At 28.2% G+C, this 16274-nt stretch carries 13 protein-coding genes and 1 tRNA gene; 13 read left to right on the forward strand and 1 reads right to left on the reverse strand.

The features are described from left to right. Positions 1-73 precede the first annotated feature (73 nt). The 4 genes from MAG_RS01225 (at position 74) to MAG_RS01240 (ending at position 5072) form a co-directional block, all read left to right on the forward strand. Entirely contained in the window at positions 74-1288 is a 1215-nt protein-coding gene (locus MAG_RS01225) for an ATP-binding cassette domain-containing protein (RefSeq protein WP_011949409.1), read from the forward strand. 70 nt (positions 1289-1358) lie between these two features. Continuing rightward, positions 1359-2333 (forward strand): sugar ABC transporter permease, encoded by a 975-nt coding sequence (locus MAG_RS01230; RefSeq protein ID WP_050809745.1) that lies wholly within the window; start codon positions 1359-1361, stop codon positions 2331-2333. Continuing rightward, positions 2320-3144 (forward strand): ABC transporter permease subunit, encoded by an 825-nt coding sequence (locus tag MAG_RS01235; RefSeq protein ID WP_011949411.1) that lies wholly within the window; start codon positions 2320-2322, stop codon positions 3142-3144. The genes MAG_RS01230 and MAG_RS01235 overlap by 14 nt, the downstream gene beginning before the upstream one ends. A 167-nt stretch (positions 3145-3311) precedes the next feature. Further along, positions 3312-5072: a P68 family surface lipoprotein gene (locus tag MAG_RS01240; RefSeq protein WP_011949412.1), complete on the forward strand. Its 1761-nt coding sequence runs from the start codon at positions 3312-3314 to the stop codon at positions 5070-5072. A gap of 41 nt (positions 5073-5113) precedes the next feature. On the opposite strand, the gene MAG_RS01245 is transcribed toward MAG_RS01240, so the two are convergent. Further along, positions 5114-6184 carry a variable surface lipoprotein gene (locus MAG_RS01245; protein ID WP_011949413.1) on the reverse strand — a complete coding sequence of 357 codons (1071 nt, stop codon included), beginning with the start codon at positions 6182-6184 and terminating at the stop codon, positions 5114-5116. Positions 6185-6467: 283 nt separating this feature from the next. Between MAG_RS01245 and MAG_RS01250 the strand changes: the two genes are divergently transcribed. The 9 genes from MAG_RS01250 to MAG_RS01295 all read left to right on the forward strand — a co-directional run bounded on the left by MAG_RS01250 (position 6468) and on the right by MAG_RS01295 (position 16224). Then, complete coding sequence (locus MAG_RS01250) at positions 6468-8468, forward strand: GGDEF domain-containing protein (protein WP_011949414.1); 2001 nt, start codon at positions 6468-6470, stop codon at positions 8466-8468. Continuing rightward, a complete protein-coding gene (gene rplI / locus MAG_RS01255) occupies positions 8449-8904 on the forward strand; it encodes a 50S ribosomal protein L9 (RefSeq protein ID WP_004024398.1) in 456 nt (151 codons plus the stop codon). Before MAG_RS01250 ends, rplI begins: the two co-directional genes overlap by 20 nt. Beyond that, positions 8894-10369 carry a replicative DNA helicase gene (gene dnaB / locus MAG_RS01260; RefSeq protein WP_011949415.1) on the forward strand — a complete coding sequence of 492 codons (1476 nt, stop codon included), beginning with the start codon at positions 8894-8896 and terminating at the stop codon, positions 10367-10369. The genes rplI and dnaB overlap by 11 nt, the downstream gene beginning before the upstream one ends. Next, positions 10369-11661: a CNNM domain-containing protein gene (locus MAG_RS01265; RefSeq protein ID WP_011949416.1), complete on the forward strand. Its 1293-nt coding sequence runs from the start codon at positions 10369-10371 to the stop codon at positions 11659-11661. The genes dnaB and MAG_RS01265 overlap by 1 nt, the downstream gene beginning before the upstream one ends. A gap of 110 nt (positions 11662-11771) precedes the next feature. Continuing rightward, positions 11772-11845 (forward strand) — tRNA-Gly (locus tag MAG_RS01270). 173 nt (positions 11846-12018) lie between these two features. After that, the gene (locus tag MAG_RS01275) at positions 12019-13038 is read left to right on the forward strand and encodes a variable surface lipoprotein (protein ID WP_011949417.1); all 1020 of its coding nucleotides are present in this window, start codon (positions 12019-12021) and stop codon (positions 13036-13038) included. Between the two features lie 136 nt (positions 13039-13174). Next, the gene (locus tag MAG_RS01280) at positions 13175-14254 is read left to right on the forward strand and encodes a variable surface lipoprotein (RefSeq protein WP_011949418.1); all 1080 of its coding nucleotides are present in this window, start codon (positions 13175-13177) and stop codon (positions 14252-14254) included. Between the two features lie 164 nt (positions 14255-14418). Then, the gene (locus MAG_RS01285; protein WP_011949419.1) at positions 14419-15117 is read left to right on the forward strand and encodes a variable surface lipoprotein; all 699 of its coding nucleotides are present in this window, start codon (positions 14419-14421) and stop codon (positions 15115-15117) included. 204 nt (positions 15118-15321) lie between these two features. Beyond that, positions 15322-16224, forward strand: coding sequence for a BspA family leucine-rich repeat surface protein (locus MAG_RS01295; protein ID WP_011949420.1), 903 nt, complete (start codon positions 15322-15324; stop codon positions 16222-16224). Positions 16225-16274: the final 50 nt, after the last annotated feature.

A 16274-nucleotide genomic window follows, 5' to 3' on the forward strand; every position in this document is an offset into this window, starting at 1 on the left:
ATAAATTAAGCATATTGGGCAATAAATTTTTACAAATATGTTGTATTTTAATAATGTTTTATAATATATAAATATGACACTAGAAGAAAAGAATAAAAAAGAGAACTTGATTGAAATAAATGATTTAGTTTTTAAATATCATAAGAAGCAAAAAGGCGAAAGTATTAGAATTGACAAGCTAGAAATACCTAAAAATCAAATAATAGCTTTGCTAGGGCCTTCAGGGTCAGGAAAAACAACATTACTTAATCTATTACTAGGCTTTTTAAAACCAACTCAAGGAACAATAAACATAGAACACAATCCTAAAATTCATGAAATTTCTTACATTATGCAAGAGAATTCAATTTATGAAAACGTAAGCGTTTTTAACAACGTTTTTTTAAGTGCTAAAAATTATAAAAAATGAGTCGACAATGCTAGATTGACATTTTTTAATGAATATTTTGCTAGCATAAATAACCCTGAGTTAAGTTCTAAATATGAGCCATATTTAGAGAAAATTTTTAAGTTAAAAAGCTCAAGCTGAGCTAAGAAATTCAATTTTTTTGCTCTTATAATGAAATTATTATTTGATAAAAAAATCAAAAATAAGTTTAGTTTTTTTAAATCAATGAAACTTAAGACATTATTTAAAAAAGAGTTTGAAGTTGTAGCTAATAAAATAGGTATTGGTGATTATATTTATAAAAATGTTAATGAGCTTTCAGGTGGCCAAAAGCAAAGAGTAGCTTTTGCCAAAGGTATTATAAAAAAGACGAATTTGGTGCTAATGGATGAACCATTTTCAGCATTTGATGCCAAAATAAAAGAGTCAACAATAGAGTGACTAATAAATATTAAAAAAGAGTTTAACTTAAGTATTATTGTTGTTACACATGATCAGCAAGATGCATTAAAAATTAGTGATTCTATTATTTTAATGGATAATGGTGCTATTCAGCAATTTAGTTCAGGAGCCGATATGTATGAAGATCCAAATAATTTATTTGTGGCTAAGTTCATAGGTTCACCAGAAATAAATTACATTAATACTGTTGATGACATAAGTTATTACATTAGACACAACAAGCTTAGCTTTAAAAAAGATCCAAATGGCAATTTTACAATAGTCGATAAAAAATATTTTTATGACAAAATTCGCTATAGCGCTAAGTTTGATGATAAATCTTGATCATTAGTAACAAAAGATTCAAGCATTGAAGTTGGGCAAAAAGTACATGTTAGTTATAAAGATGCTGATGTTTTAGCTTTTGACAAAGACGGCAAAAGGGTTAGAAGTATTTAAAATGCTTATATGCCTATAAAACAGGCTTATAGGTTAAACAGCTTTTTATTTTCTTCATATGAGGTTATATATGAAAAATAAAGAAATAAAGCGAAAAACAGCATCAGTAGTGCAAATCATTTTGCTTATATTACCACTAGTTTTATGTATTTTATTCTTCACAATATCGCCAATTATTCACACATTTATAAAATCACTTAGATATAATCCTAATCCAACTGACCTTACTGCTTATGTAATAGGAACCGGGAATTATAATGGTATATTATCTGACCCCAATTTTAAATCCGCTATCTTTAATTCAACAATGGTATTGCTAGTTGGAACAAGCATTTCAATGGTTTTAGCTCTTGCTTTTGCTTTAATTATTAATTCAATAATGTCAGTAGTTACTAAAAGAGTAATACTTTCAATAATTTATTCTCAGTTTTTTATTTCAGGTTTTGCAGTTGGCATCGCATTTACACTGTTTTTTGGCAGCAAAGGTTTATTTTTTTACCTTATAGGGCTAGATAAATATAGTTTTACTTCAGGAAATCATAGAATTCCAATATGAATTTATTATGTAGTTTATCAAATATGAAGATCACTACCTTTTAACTTAGTTTTATTTGCTGCTGCTATATTTAGAGGCGAATTAAAATATGCAAAACTAATGAAATGTGATAATTTGTCTAAAATGCAAAAAGTTAAGTATGTTTATACAAACGAAATTTCAAAAGTTTTCTTTTCGATTTTGTTTACTAACTTTATCTTTTCATCACTAATGTATCCACAGGCTATTTTAGAGCGTTCATTTAACTTAGATTTAGAAAAAGCACACACATTAACTAGCTATACTGGTAAGTATTTTGGGCTAGGTAATAATCCTGTTTTGATTTATCCAAGAGGTTATTCATCTGCTTTCTTTAGTTTTGCATACTTAATTTCACTTTTGTGCTTGATGCAGCTTATTAGACCTAAAACAATTAAATGATTTATTAATTTAGTTAAAAAAATTAATCTTAAAGTAAAACAAAGGAAGGCAGCACATGCTACTAGCTAAAAAAATATTTTTTGGAATAATTAAGTTTGCCTTAATTGGACTTTTGTGCATCATGTTGCTTTTTCCGCTCTACTATTTACTTCTTCATTCATTAGTTTCAGCTAAGACAATAACTGATAATGTAGCATCATTAACTATTCAAGAATGAAACTGGTCAAATTACGCAAGCACCTATAAAAAAGACTTCTGAGTCGCTTTTGGTTATACCTCATTGTTTGCTTTTATATTAATGAGTCTAAGAATTTTGACTTATTCAATGGCTGTAGCAGGCTTATTAAAAATGAATGATAAGTTTCAAAAAGTATTTCAAAACTTTTTCTTAGTTATAAGTTTAATACCTGAATTTTCAATTTACTTAAGTTTTAAAACTTTTCTTATTAAGCTAAGTTTATATGGCACTGCATTTTCATTTGTTTCTAACTCCATATTTTCATTTTTTACTTTTACATATGTTTTAAATTTAGCAAAAAGTGTACACTATGAAAAGTACAAAATTATGCTTAATGATAACCTTAAATGAAATCAAAAAATAACACATGTTTATTTGCCAAAGTTAAAATTAGCATACTTTTTACTTATCATATTTGCCTTTATTACAGCCTGAAACGACTATTTGTGGCCAACATTTGTGCTTCCAACAACTAATAATGTGTGAGGTTTTACAAACATAACGATTTGATTTTTAAACTTAGGACGAGAAGCGTCTGAGTTTGAAAACACAGCCATTCAGGCAGCAGGAGCAGTAATTTCAGTTTTAATCCCTCTTACAATTTATGCAGTATTTTCAAAGAAAATAAACAGATTTAATTAATAAGCTAGTATTTGCTAAATTTACCAAAAAGCCTATAAAACAGGCTTTTTATTACACAAAAATATGGAAATTTTAATTTTTTTACTAACTCTTTTAGTTATTAATATATAAAATTTTAATGCTGTTTTTACAATTTAAAGGATTTATAAAATGAATAAGAAAAAATAATGTTCGGAATTATTCCATTAATGGCTGCTGCACCAATGATTGCTGCATCATGCCAAAAAAGTGAAAAATCAGTTGTATTTCAATTTGCTCAAAGCAATGTTTGACCACTACCTAAAATGCTTGTGCCTTTAGTTGAATATTACAACAAAACATTTAGCAAAGATAAAGACTTTCTTCCTGTAAAACTTCAATTTAGTGACGTAACAAAAACTACAAGTGAATTTGAGTTAATTAAAAAAGTAAAAAATGATATTGAATCTAATAACGAAAGCTCATTGCCTAGCTTAATTTTAGGTGCACAATCAGGCGCTTATGTTCTTAATCAATATAAAAGATTAATGGATCTTTCTGATTATGGAATAACTAAGCCAATATTTAACAAAAACATTGCCGACTTGCATTCAAAATTACCTGGTCAAAAAGGCAATGATAAAATTTACAGCATTCCTTTTGATAACTTAGATGTTGATGCAGTTGTTTATAACCTAGAAGTTTTAAATTACATTTTCAAAATGATTAAAGAAAATGGTGGCAATGTGGATGAAAACGCTGATATAGTTAAAAAAGCTACTGAAGCAGGCAAGGAAGGCGTAGGTCAAAAATTGCCCGATAACACTATTTGAAAGGCATTGGAGCCAAAGACTGCTGACAAAAAAGCTTTTAATGGCCTAAGCGTAAATAATGAAACATTTAGCTCAATAGAAAATATAAAAGAGTTTGCTAAAAAGTTTTATGAGGGCACTAAGTTAAATACTTCTAAAGTTAATGATGACACATTAACAGGTGAAGTAATATCGGTTGACTATGCTAATGACTTGCTTTTTAAGGAGCTCAACTCACAAATTGGTAAAGATAAACTAGTTTTTGATTCAGTTGAAACAGGCAAAGAAGAAAATCCTGTTGCTGTTAAATATAATTTAGTAGATGATGCAGATATTAAAAGTAAGTTTAAGCAATTATTAAGCGGATATAAAAATATTACTAAAAGACATGAACATAAAGTTGGGGAAAATAATAAAGTATTTCAAACAATTAATTTCGGTAACAAAGGCGAAAATGCAAGCATAAATATTGCTAGATTTAAGAGTGCAATAAGTTTTGCAACTAGTGTTGGAGTTAATTCAACAATGTTTAGTTCGCGTAATAAAGAAATTTATGGCAAAGATGACCCTGATTTTGAGAAAAAAGTTGCTGCATATGAAAACGTTTATATGGATCCACAATTAACAACAGTTAAAAAAGATGAACAAAAAATATTTACTGAAGGTGGTTCAAGTTTATTAACTATTAAACTTAGTGATGAATCATTAAATAAAGCAACTATAAAGTTTGTTAAATGATTATTTGAAGGCAAAAATAATGCCTACATCCAAGGCATGGAAGAAAACTGAAAGACTTTTGCAAAATATTCAGGCTACATTATGCCTTTAGCTTCAGTTATTAATGATCAAAGCTTAAATTGATTCCAAAGTGAAGCTGATAAATTAAAGCAAAAAAAAGCTGCTAAAACCATCAGCGATGAAGAGTTCAGAATCTTAAACTTCTTAAGATCAGCTTATGTATCAATTAAGTCAATTAGAGACTTTGAAAAAGATAATTCAATTATTGCTAAAAATAACGCACAAGATGACAAAACAGGACAAATCAACAATACAATTTCATCAGTTGCAAAAACTTGAACTAATCATAACAAGGCTTCTGAAATTAAGGAAGATGTCTTAATTGAAACAATTGAAAAAGAAATAAATCCAAATCGTTAGTAAAAAAATACTGAAACTCTTGCTTTCAGTATTTTTGTTTTTTAAGAATTAGCTTTTTTGTTATGAACAATAACACTAATTTTAGAATCTTTAGTATTACTAATGTACTTAGTTATGTAAAAGTGGTACTCATCAGTTGAATGAGCGTGTGAGCCAATTAAAGAATATGATACAGTTGGATCATTTTCTAAATTTGCTTCAAAAATAAAGAATTTATTTAGTTCCTCAATTTTCTTTTTAAAGTCTTCTGAGCCTATTTTATTGCTGCTTTGGGCAACAACAGCATCAATTTTTTCAAACACTTTTTCTGCTGTATTTTCAGCTGAAAATGCATCTTTTTTAAATATTTTACCAATGATAAATGAATCGTCTAAGTAATGACTTTTATCATTTTCAGTTACTTTTGATAAATCAGTATGATCACTGTGTTCACTTTCAGACTTTTCTATATTATTAATCCCAATTTCACTTCAAGTTATCGGTGTATAACTTAAATTATTGTTTTCATTTTTAACAAATGTTAAGGTTAAGCCATCCTTAATTGAATTTAATTTATCATTTGGAGCTGAGTTTTCAAAATCAATTGAAATATTTTTAATTGATTCATCTTTTATTTCAGTTGAGCCGTTTTCTAAAAAGCTGTTTAATAGCTTAAGTTGCTTAGCAAAAGAATTTTTACTTTTAAGCTGTTTTATAATAGTTTTAGGAAAAAATCCTTTCCCTTTTTCTGACACTTTAGATGATAAAGTAATTAGATTATCAAAAGCTGAAAAGGTTTTTTTAGTTTCATCTTTTTTAACTTCAGTAATCTTATTTTTAAATGATTTATATGAAGTAATTGCATCAGCAGTAGATTTTATTCAAGCATCAACTTCTTTTTTGCTTTTAATATCAACCTTTGAATTTAAAGTACTTTTTATATCAAGATAGCTTTTTAAAAAGTTAAATTTTTCTTCTGAATTTAAAAAATCAGTTACTGACTTGCGATTATTATTATATTTTGACTCTAATTCTTTCAATTTGCTTTCATTGTCACAACTAGCAGCTATCATTGGAAATGCTAAAGCAGGCGCAAGCATTCCAAAACTGCATAATAGTTTATTTTTTTTCATAATTTTATCCTTGCTACATATACTATATATTTTTAATTGTGTAATTACTAATTGTTCAATTTGAATATTAAGTCTTATGATTTATTTAAATCATTATACAGTAATAGTAACTAGTTAGCAACCTATAATTATCTAAAATGCTTGCAAACCTATAAAACAGGTTTATTAGTAAAAAAATAAATATAGAAAGTTTGCACAAAATGATAAAAACGAGCAATAAGCTAATTGCAAATAATATATCTAGTTTAATTTAATATTAAAATCTTTTATATAATTAATAAGTATGAATTTAAGTAATATACCTAGTAAAAAAAAGACTGCAATAATTTATAGTTCAGTATTCTTGCTTGCAATTATTACATTAGTTGCATGCATTGTTATCATTGCAAAATTTGACAGCAGTCAGTCTAAAATATGAGCTGCAGCAGTAGTTGGTCTTACTATTAGTGCAATTATTGCAAGTGTTGTAGGTTTATTGCTTGTGAGAATGTATTGATCACAAAATGCTATTGTCAAAAAATCATTTAATTTCTTTATGGATGAAGTAGTAAGTCATAATTCATTAGGCTTAATAATTTATGACAATAACTTCATCATTTTATGAACAAGTTCATTTATTAAGAATCGTTTTGGCAGAAAGTGAGTAGGTTATTCGCTAGCTGAGTTTTTTAATCATTATGAAACTCATTTTGATAATAATTTACAAAGCTTAAATTTTAAAGATAATGAAAGCTTTTATCATGCAGAAATATGACCACTTAAAAATTGCATAAGCATTAAAGATATTACTTTAGAGCAAAATATGATTCAAGTTTATTCAAATCAACTTCCTGTAATTGGTGAGGTTGAAATTGATAACTATCAGCTATATCATTCAATACTTTCAAAAGAAGAACTTTATAGAGTTAACCAGGAATTTATAGCTATTTTGGATGAATTAGTTTCAAACTACAACTTCGTTTACCGTCAGTATACTAATGGAAAATTTTTGGTATTTACTAACAAAGAATCAATTGATAAGATGGCTAGCATTGACTTCAATTTTTTCTCTAAAATTCACTCAGCTCTTAAAAATTCAAAAATTAATAATCATTTAATTTCAATTTCAGCCGGTTTTGCTTTAGGCTATCAAAATTTATGAGAAAAAACAGAGCAAGCTAAAAATGCATTGTTGCAAGCACAAAGCCGGGGTGGTGATCAGGTTGCAATTTTTTCAAATACTGAAAGGCCTAAATATTTTGGTTCATCTAGTGAAATTCTTTATGACATAAGCAGAACCAAAATTAAAAGAATTGCTGACTTAATTGAAGGCAAGTTAAGAGATCCAAAAATTAAAAAAGTTATATGTTATGGGCATGCTAATGCAGACCTAGATGCTATTGGTTCAGCTTTAGGAATCTGAGCGCTTGCTAAAGAATACAACAAAGAATCATACATTTGCTCTATAACTCAAGATTCAACTACTGAATCAGCTATTGAAAAAATTATTCCTAAAGATGAAGAAATTTTTATTAGGCCACAAGTAGCAAATAAAATTACTGATGAATCAACTTTAGTGTTTTTACTAGATAATTCACAAATTGATAGAACTGATAATAAAGATTGTATAAATAATACAAAAGTTAATAATATTTTTATCCTAGACCACCATAGATTAGGCACAAGCGTCGATTTTTGTCCTAGTGTAAATAGGTACATAGACTCAGCTGCTTCTAGTGCATCTGAGATAGTTACAGAAATTTTAATGTTTGTACAAAGAAGAATTTCACTTAAGCCTTTTATTGCCCAAATGCTACTAAATGGTATTTATTTAGATACTCTTCAATTTACTAAAAAAGTTAATGCTAGAACCTTTATGGCAGCTGGTTGATTAGAAGAAAAAGGTGCAAATTCAGCTAAAAGTAGTGAAATATTAAAAATTGATGAAGATACTTGAAATGATGTAAATGATGTTTTAGAAAACATACAAGAAGTTAAGCCAGGATACTTTTTGGCTTACAAAGATATTCCATTAAGCAATGATGTTATTTCAATTGCTTCTGAGGAAATTTTAAAAATTAGTAACCGTAAGGCAGCATTTGTTATTGCTAAATTAAAAGGAACTAAATTTTACAAAATGAGTGCAAGAGGATTGGACGTCAATGTTCAGTTAATTGCTGAAGCAGTTGGCGGTGGCGGCCATTTTGGCACAGCAGCAGCTGTTTCTAGTGAAGATTTTGCCACATTTATTGATAATGTAAAACAAGCGATTGTGAGTGAGAAAAATGAAAGTTATACTAATTAAAGACTGTAAAGACGGTAAAGCAAATACAATAATAGAAGTTTCAGATGGCTACGGATCTAACTTCTTAATAAATAAAGGTTTTGCACTTCCATACAACGAAAAAACTAAAAAGCAATTAGAAAAAAGATTAAGCGATTTAACTGCTAATGAGATGGAAATGCGTCAAAGTGCTCTAGAGCTTAAAGAAAAATTAGAAAAAGAATCTTTAAAATACGAACTAGAAGCTAATATTGATGCTAATAGCAACTTAAATGTTCACGGTGCTGTTTCAACTAAAGACATAGTTAAGTCATTAGTAAAATTAGGCTATAAACTAGACAAATATGCCGTTCAAAAAGTTCATTTAGTTGGCAGAGGAGTGCATTTAATTGATGTAATTGTGTACAAAGATATTGTTGCAAAGTTAAAGGTGGATATAATAATCAATGTCAAATAACTCCGAATATTACGAGATAAACAGCTTAAGCAAATATTCAAATCCAAATTTAGAAGCTTCCTTGCTTGGCTTAGTTTATATTAACAATCAAACTGCTAGTAAAATTATTCCTTATTTAACTAAGGAAGATTTTACCGTTAGAGAACATGCCCTGTTTTTTGAAGTTTTAAAAGACTTATTTTTAAAAAATATTTCAATTAACTTTGACCAGCTTATGCTTTATAAGTCAAAAAACAAGCAGTATAACTTCATAAATTTTGAGTTCTTATTACATATTCAAGATTCAGCAGGCTTAAGTAATAACATTATTCAATATTTGCAAGAGTTAGAAAGACTAACTAAATTAAGAACAATTGAGCTTAAATTAAGCAGGGTATTAAACAAACTAAGCACAAATACTGCAGTAAGTGAAAACGAAGTCATTAGCGAGCTACATGACTTACTTTTAAATATCGACAAAAGCAAAACTAGACAAGATTTTTTAACTGTTGAAGAAGTAGCCAAAGTTGTTGTTGATGATTTAGTTAAAAAAAGAGAGCTTAATATTTCAAACATCAGCGGCGTACCTAGCGGTTTTGAAGCACTTGATACTCTTACTCAAGGTTTTCAGCCTGGTGAAATGATTGTTTTAGCAGCTAGACCAGGGATGGGAAAGACTGCTTTTGCCTTGAATATAGCTAAAAATGCTGCTTCAGCTTCAGGCAATAAACCTGCTAAAAAGGTAGTATTTTTTACCCTTGAAATGCCTTCATCACAGCTAGTTACACGTTTATTTGGTATAAGCACAGAAATTGATTTATACAAGTTCAAAAAACCAAGCGAACTATCACAGGATGAATTAGACAAAATAACTATTCATCAAAAAAGGCATTTAAACCAATTAAACTTATTTATAGATGAATCGGCTAAAACCGATTTACCTACATTGCTTTGAAAATGCCGCAGGCTAGCTAAAACAAGTGGCATTGATATGATAATTATTGACTACTTGCAATTGCTAAGTGTAGATTCAAGCAAGCCGTCTAGAGACAGACAGGCAGAAGTAGCTACAATTAGTAGAAATCTTAAAACACTTGCACTAGAATTAAAAGTACCAATTATCGCCCTAAGTCAGCTTAGTCGTGAGGTTGAAAAAAGAGAAGATAAAAGACCTATATTATCAGACTTAAGAGAATCAGGAACAATTGAGCAAGATGCTGACATTGTTTTATTTTTGTACAGAAAAAATTACTACAACAAAAACAAGGTTAATTTCAAAGACAAAGATTTAAGTGCGCAGCAAAAAGAAATGTTAGAGCAAGGATTCATTGGCGATGTAACTAACTTGCTTATTGCAAAGCACAGAAATGGTACACAAGCTGATATTAACTTACTTTTTAGACTAAATTGCGGAAAATTCGAAGATCTTTATTATAAATATGATGAAGTTAGTGACTCCTTTAATTTCAATAAAGGAGATGAATAATGCCCCTTTATTTAAAAATCATTTCCACAATTGGAATGGTCCTGCTTCTCTTACTTAGTTCAATTTTTAGTGCCAGTGAAACAGCTTATACTAGTTTAAGTCCTGGTAGGATTGAAACTATGGTTAACAACAAGGAATTTGGTGCAAAATTAATTAAAAAGCAGCATAAATTCTTTAATCAATTACTTAGCACAATCTTAATTTGTAACAACATTGTAAATATAGCACTTTCAGCAATAACTTCTTACCTTTTGAGTGTGTGATGACTAGCAAACTTGCATGAAGTTAATAAATATAATGTTATTATCTCAACAGCCATTTTAACCCCGATTATAGTGTTATTCGGAGAAATTTTGCCCAAATTAGCAGCTAAAAAGTATCCTGTTGCTGTATCTAAAACCTTTTGTTATGTATTACAAGCTTTTTATTATATTTTCTGACTATTTACTTATCCAGTAAGCAAAATTGGAAGAAACATTTATATTACAAATACTGAGCAAGATGTTAAAGGATTAATAGATATTGCACAAAATGAAGGTGTATTAGAAACTAACGAAAGCATAATGGCTCGAAATGCTTTAGATTTAGATAGCACTAAAGTTTCACGTCATTATATTAAGCTAAAAGATGTTTATTTAATTAACTGTAATGATAGTGTATCTGATGCTATTGAGCTATTTAAAAAAACAAATTATAGTCGCCTTCCTGTCAAAAAAGATGATAATCTTATTGGAATTATTCACCTTAAAGATATTTTTTACTTACAAAAAGGTAAAGTGATTACATACTTAAAACCAGTGCCAACAATTTCAATGAACACTAGTTTGTCACTTGCTTTAGAAAAAATGCGTATTCAAAAATCACAAATGGCATTTGTTACTGAAAATAACTATAGTACTGATGTTATTGGGTTAATTACAATGGAAGATATCATTGAAGAAATTATTGGTGAAATATATGATGAATATGATGATGAAGAGTGAGAAGACTTCCATGAAATTAGTCTCGAACTATTCCACGCTTCTGGCAAAATGAAGCTAAAAGAAGTAATCAAAAGGCTAGAAATTGAAGTTGAAGATATAGAGCCTGATGAATTAAATATGTGCTTATTTGAATTTATCAAGTACAGAGTCGGCTACTCTCCTAGAAAAAATACTAAATACACTATAGGCGATGTTCATTTTAGAATACTTTTAATAACAAATTCTAAGAAAAATGATGCAAAAATTGAAATTGAGCTAGGTAATAAAGTTGATATGATGGAAACATCAACTAATCAAATTGTAGTTTAAATATATAATTTGACTAAAGAGCCTATAAAATAGAGTTTTATGTAATAAATAACAACAAAATAAAATACTTTTAAAAATATTTTACTTTTGTATAATATTATTACATTTTTGCAAATGTAGTTCAATGGTAGAACTCCAGCCTTCCAAGCTGGTCATGCGGGTTCGATTCCCGTCATTTGCTCCATATGTTTGAGTTTTCAAGCTCTATTTTTCCAAGGTTTAATTGCCTTGGATTTTTATTTTTAGCCTTTCTTATAGCTACATTCAGAAAATAAGCCTGATAAAAGATTTATAATAATTATAGGAGTATTTATTTAAAAGTAAGGGGTATCTTTAGTTAAAAAAGATAAATTTGTCATGAAAATGAATAGGAAAATATTAGTGGGTTTATTAGCAACCTCATCATTTACCACAGTTCCGCTACTAGCTGCTAAATGTGGTGGTACACAAGAGCTAAATGAAGTAATTAAAACATTAAATCTAGGCGAGATCAAAATTTACGAAGATCAAAAAATAGAAGTTCCAACAGCAGAAATTATTCTAAGTGCATTAACAAAAGTTAATGATTCAGAAAAGGTGAAAGTTGATGTAACTCAGCTAGAAGTAAAAGAAATTAAAGCTAACCAAGCAATTGTTGAAGCTAAAAAAGATTCTAAAACTTATAAAGGCCAAGTTATAGTAACTTATACATTAGCTAAAGCTAAAAGAGTTGATTTAGCAACAGTTAAAAAAGAAAATATTACAGGCATTAGTAACTTTACTTCTGATAAAGAAATGGCTAATATTTTAAAAAAGGAACTTAAATTACCTAATTTAAGTGAAAAAGACTTCACAATTTCATTAGAATCACAAGCAACTAATGATAAAGAAGGCAAATTAGTAATTAAGTCTGCTGCTTTTTCAAAACTTATTTATGGCACTCTAGAATTAGTTGTTCCTAAATTAGCAATAGCTGAAAATTCTAATAAAAAACTAGTTGAAGAAAGCATTGCTAAATTCAAAAAAGAAGCTGAAAAAACGGTTGCTAATTTAAAGAACATTGAAAAATGAGAAGCTATAGATGAAAGCAAGAAGGAAGAATTTAATAAAAAAGTAGAAAAAATTAAGGAAATAGCTAACAAGTTAAAAGATAAATATACAAAAACTTATGAAAAGTTAGAAAAAGCAATCAAAGATAAAAGTGATGTTGATGATAATGCTTTTAATGAGCTAAACACAGAAATTTCTTTAGTTACAGTAACATATAATTCAACTGTTAAACTAAAAGTTAACGAAAAAGAAACAGATTACACTAAAGTAATGGAAGAACTTAAAAAGCTTGGAAAACTAAAAAACGGGGCTAAAGAAGCTGATATATTAATTGACTTTAGCAATTAATTAAGAAATAAAAAATATAGAGAAATCTATATTTTTTAAAACCCTTTTATATATTAATTTCCATAAGTATTAATAAAGTGCAACTTTAATATAATATAGGTAGGAGTTATTCTTTAAGAAAAGGATATAAATAATTATGAAAACAAATAGAAAAATATTGTTTGGTTTATTAACTGCGTCATCATTTACAGCAGTGCCTTTATTAGCTGCTAAATGTGATGATAAGAACGAAAATTCACAAAAAAATCCACAAGATAATGGTGATAAGGTTGAAAAACAAGCATTAGGTGAAGTTGTCAAAAATACAAATCTAGGTGAAATAGTATTACCTAAAGATAAAGAAATTCCTGAAGCAAGCTCAATATTAGAATCTTTAGTAAAGACGAATGCAACTGTTGATACTTCAGAATTAGAAGTATCTAACATTTTAAAAAATGGTGCAACAGTAAGTGCTAAAAAAGAAAGCAAGAAATATTCAGGCAGCATAAATGTCACATTTACGATTAAAAAATCTGATGATGTAGTTGCCAAAAAAGACTTATCTAAAGTCAACAAAGACAATTTTAAGTTTTTAACTAACTTTGTTTTTGGCTCGGATTTATTAGAGGCTTTGAAAACTGATTTAGAACTTCCAAATTTAAAATTAGATGATTTTCAGTTCACAGTGGATAAATTAGCTACTGCTGATAAAGAAGGAAAATTAGTAATAGAAGCAAAACCGACTTCTAAATTAATAACAGGTACTGTGATATTGGATATTCCACGTTTAGTTGTTAAGCCAACTGAAGAAAATCATAATATCGCAGATGCAAAGAAACTACTTGATGAAACATTAAAAAATCTATCTATTTTAGAAAGTAAAATGGATAGCAACATAAAAAATATTGAAAAATGAGAAGCAAATACATCAGATGGTGGTGTATTTACTGAAGAAGCTAAAAAAATAAAAGATACCTCATCACAAGTTAAAGCAAAATTTAAGGAAGCAAAAACTAAAGTAGAGATGCTCATTAAAGACAAAACAAAGCTAAGTGATGAAGAAATTAAATCTGCCAATAAAATAATTAATGATTTTATAGCTTATTATTTCACTGAAGTTAAATCAAAAGACACTGGTAAAATAATTTATGATGGTGAAAACACTATGAGAGATATTAAAAAAATTGCTAAATTAAAAAATGGTAACCAAGAAAAAGATTCATTAATTGAGTTTTAATATACTAATTACATATATAGAGAAGGACAAAGCTTTCTCTATATTTTTTATATATGAAATGATATGGAAAATATAACCAGCTTTTTTGTAGAAAAGCTACCCCCCTATTTAATTTATACTTTTTCCGACTTTAGAATTCTATTTTATAAAAGGAGAACTAAAATATGAAAAAAGTAAAATTAATATTAGGTGCTTTACTACCTATTACAACTATTCCATTTATTGCTGCTAGTTGTAATGATATTGAACTGGTAAAATCTGAAGCAAGCAAACAAGACCAAAACAACAATAAAATAGATAAAAAAGTAGAAAAAACAGAATCACACAATCTAAAAAGTAGCACAAATAATGGATTAGAAGATAAAAAAGAAAACGAGACAATAGAAAAAGATAAGCCAATTACTATTCTAGAGAAAATAGAAACTCCAGAAATTCCAAAAACAAAGCAAGATAAATCAAAAGAAGCAAAATGCAAAGAAGAAACAAAAAAAGAAGAAAAAAAGAATGAAGAAGAGACAGACGATGACTTTAGCTTATTTAACTTCAATATGTCATCAAAAGCAGATCAAAATCCTGAAAATGAATCAGAAAGTTTAAATGAAGATACATTGACAAGCTATAAATCTAAAATATCTAGTGAGATCAGCGAACTGAATAAAGAAGTGAAAAATTACAACGGATTTATCAATGATGAAATAAAATCACAGTTTGAAGAGTTGAAAGAAAAACTTAATAAGTTACTTACAAGTGCAAGTACAAGTGATGATATTGAAAAAATACTCACACAACTTGATTTTTTCAGCGAGCAATTTGAAGGATACAATATAAAAATTGAATCAATGAAAAATAACAAGGAAAATTAACCAATAACACGATAAAACAGCATTTTTGGATAATTTTTGAAAACAAAATAAAGTGAATGTTTGTTCACTTTTTTTGTTTGAATATGAAAAACTAGAAAAAAATTTTTTGCAAAAAGTTTGCAAAATAGTTGCCCCCCCCCTATTCTGTTATAATGTGCCTGAACATTATAGAAAATATATGAACATGGGGAGGAAAAAATTAATATGAAAAAAATTAAATTTTTATTAGCTAGTTTTGCTACATCATTAGCAGCAATTCCTTTTATAGCTGCAAAGTGCGGCATTACTGATGATAGTAAAAAACCAACTGAAACACCTGCTGAAAATCCTGCATTAGCAAAAGTTAAAGAAGCATGAAATAACAATATAAAAGACAAAATCAGCAGTGCAAAAAATTACACAATGATTCTAACTATGTTAAAAGATAGCATTACTGATGCATCACTAAAAGAATCAATTTCTCTATTTAATGTTGATGAAGCAAGAAAAAGACCAGTAAAAGAACAAAAAGGTCAAACAATCATGTTCAAAGTTGGCTCAGATCAGTTAGATTTAGAATTAGGCAAAGTTGTTGCAGGTATGCAAAAAACAATTTATGTTGATAAAGAAGGCAAAAATCAAGAAACTGATGCTCAAGATTTATCAACAGTTGATGGAGCTAATGAAGCAACTAAAATAGTTCAAATTGGATACTATGACGATGGTAAAACAATTAGAGTTGCACAAATGCCTAAAACTGTAACAGAAGTTCCAACTGAGTTACCTAAAGAAATAACCAACTTGCACAAAATGTTTTTAGAATCAAAAGAATTTGACCAAGATATTTCATCATGAGACTTAAGTGGTGTTTACAACACAAGTTTTATGTTTCATAAAGCAGAAAAATTCAACCAAGATATAACAAAGTGAAATACTGAAAATGTAACAAACATGAGAAGTATGTTTTATGGAACAAAAGCATTTGATAAAGATTTATCAAAACTAAATGTTTCATCAGTTAAGGACGCTGTAGAGTTTGCAAAGAATGCTAAAACTGATTGAAAAACAGAAAAGCAACCAAAGTTCAATGAAGGAACTTTACTAGAAAGAAAAAACGAACAAAAATAAAAAATATGGACAGAGCAATAGTCCATATTTTTTTATCAGTTAATTAAAAT

Origin of the sequence: Mycoplasmopsis agalactiae PG2 (genome assembly GCF_000063605.1) — a bacterium.
GTDB lineage: Bacteria > Bacillota_I > Bacilli_A > Mycoplasmatales > Metamycoplasmataceae > Mycoplasmopsis > Mycoplasmopsis agalactiae.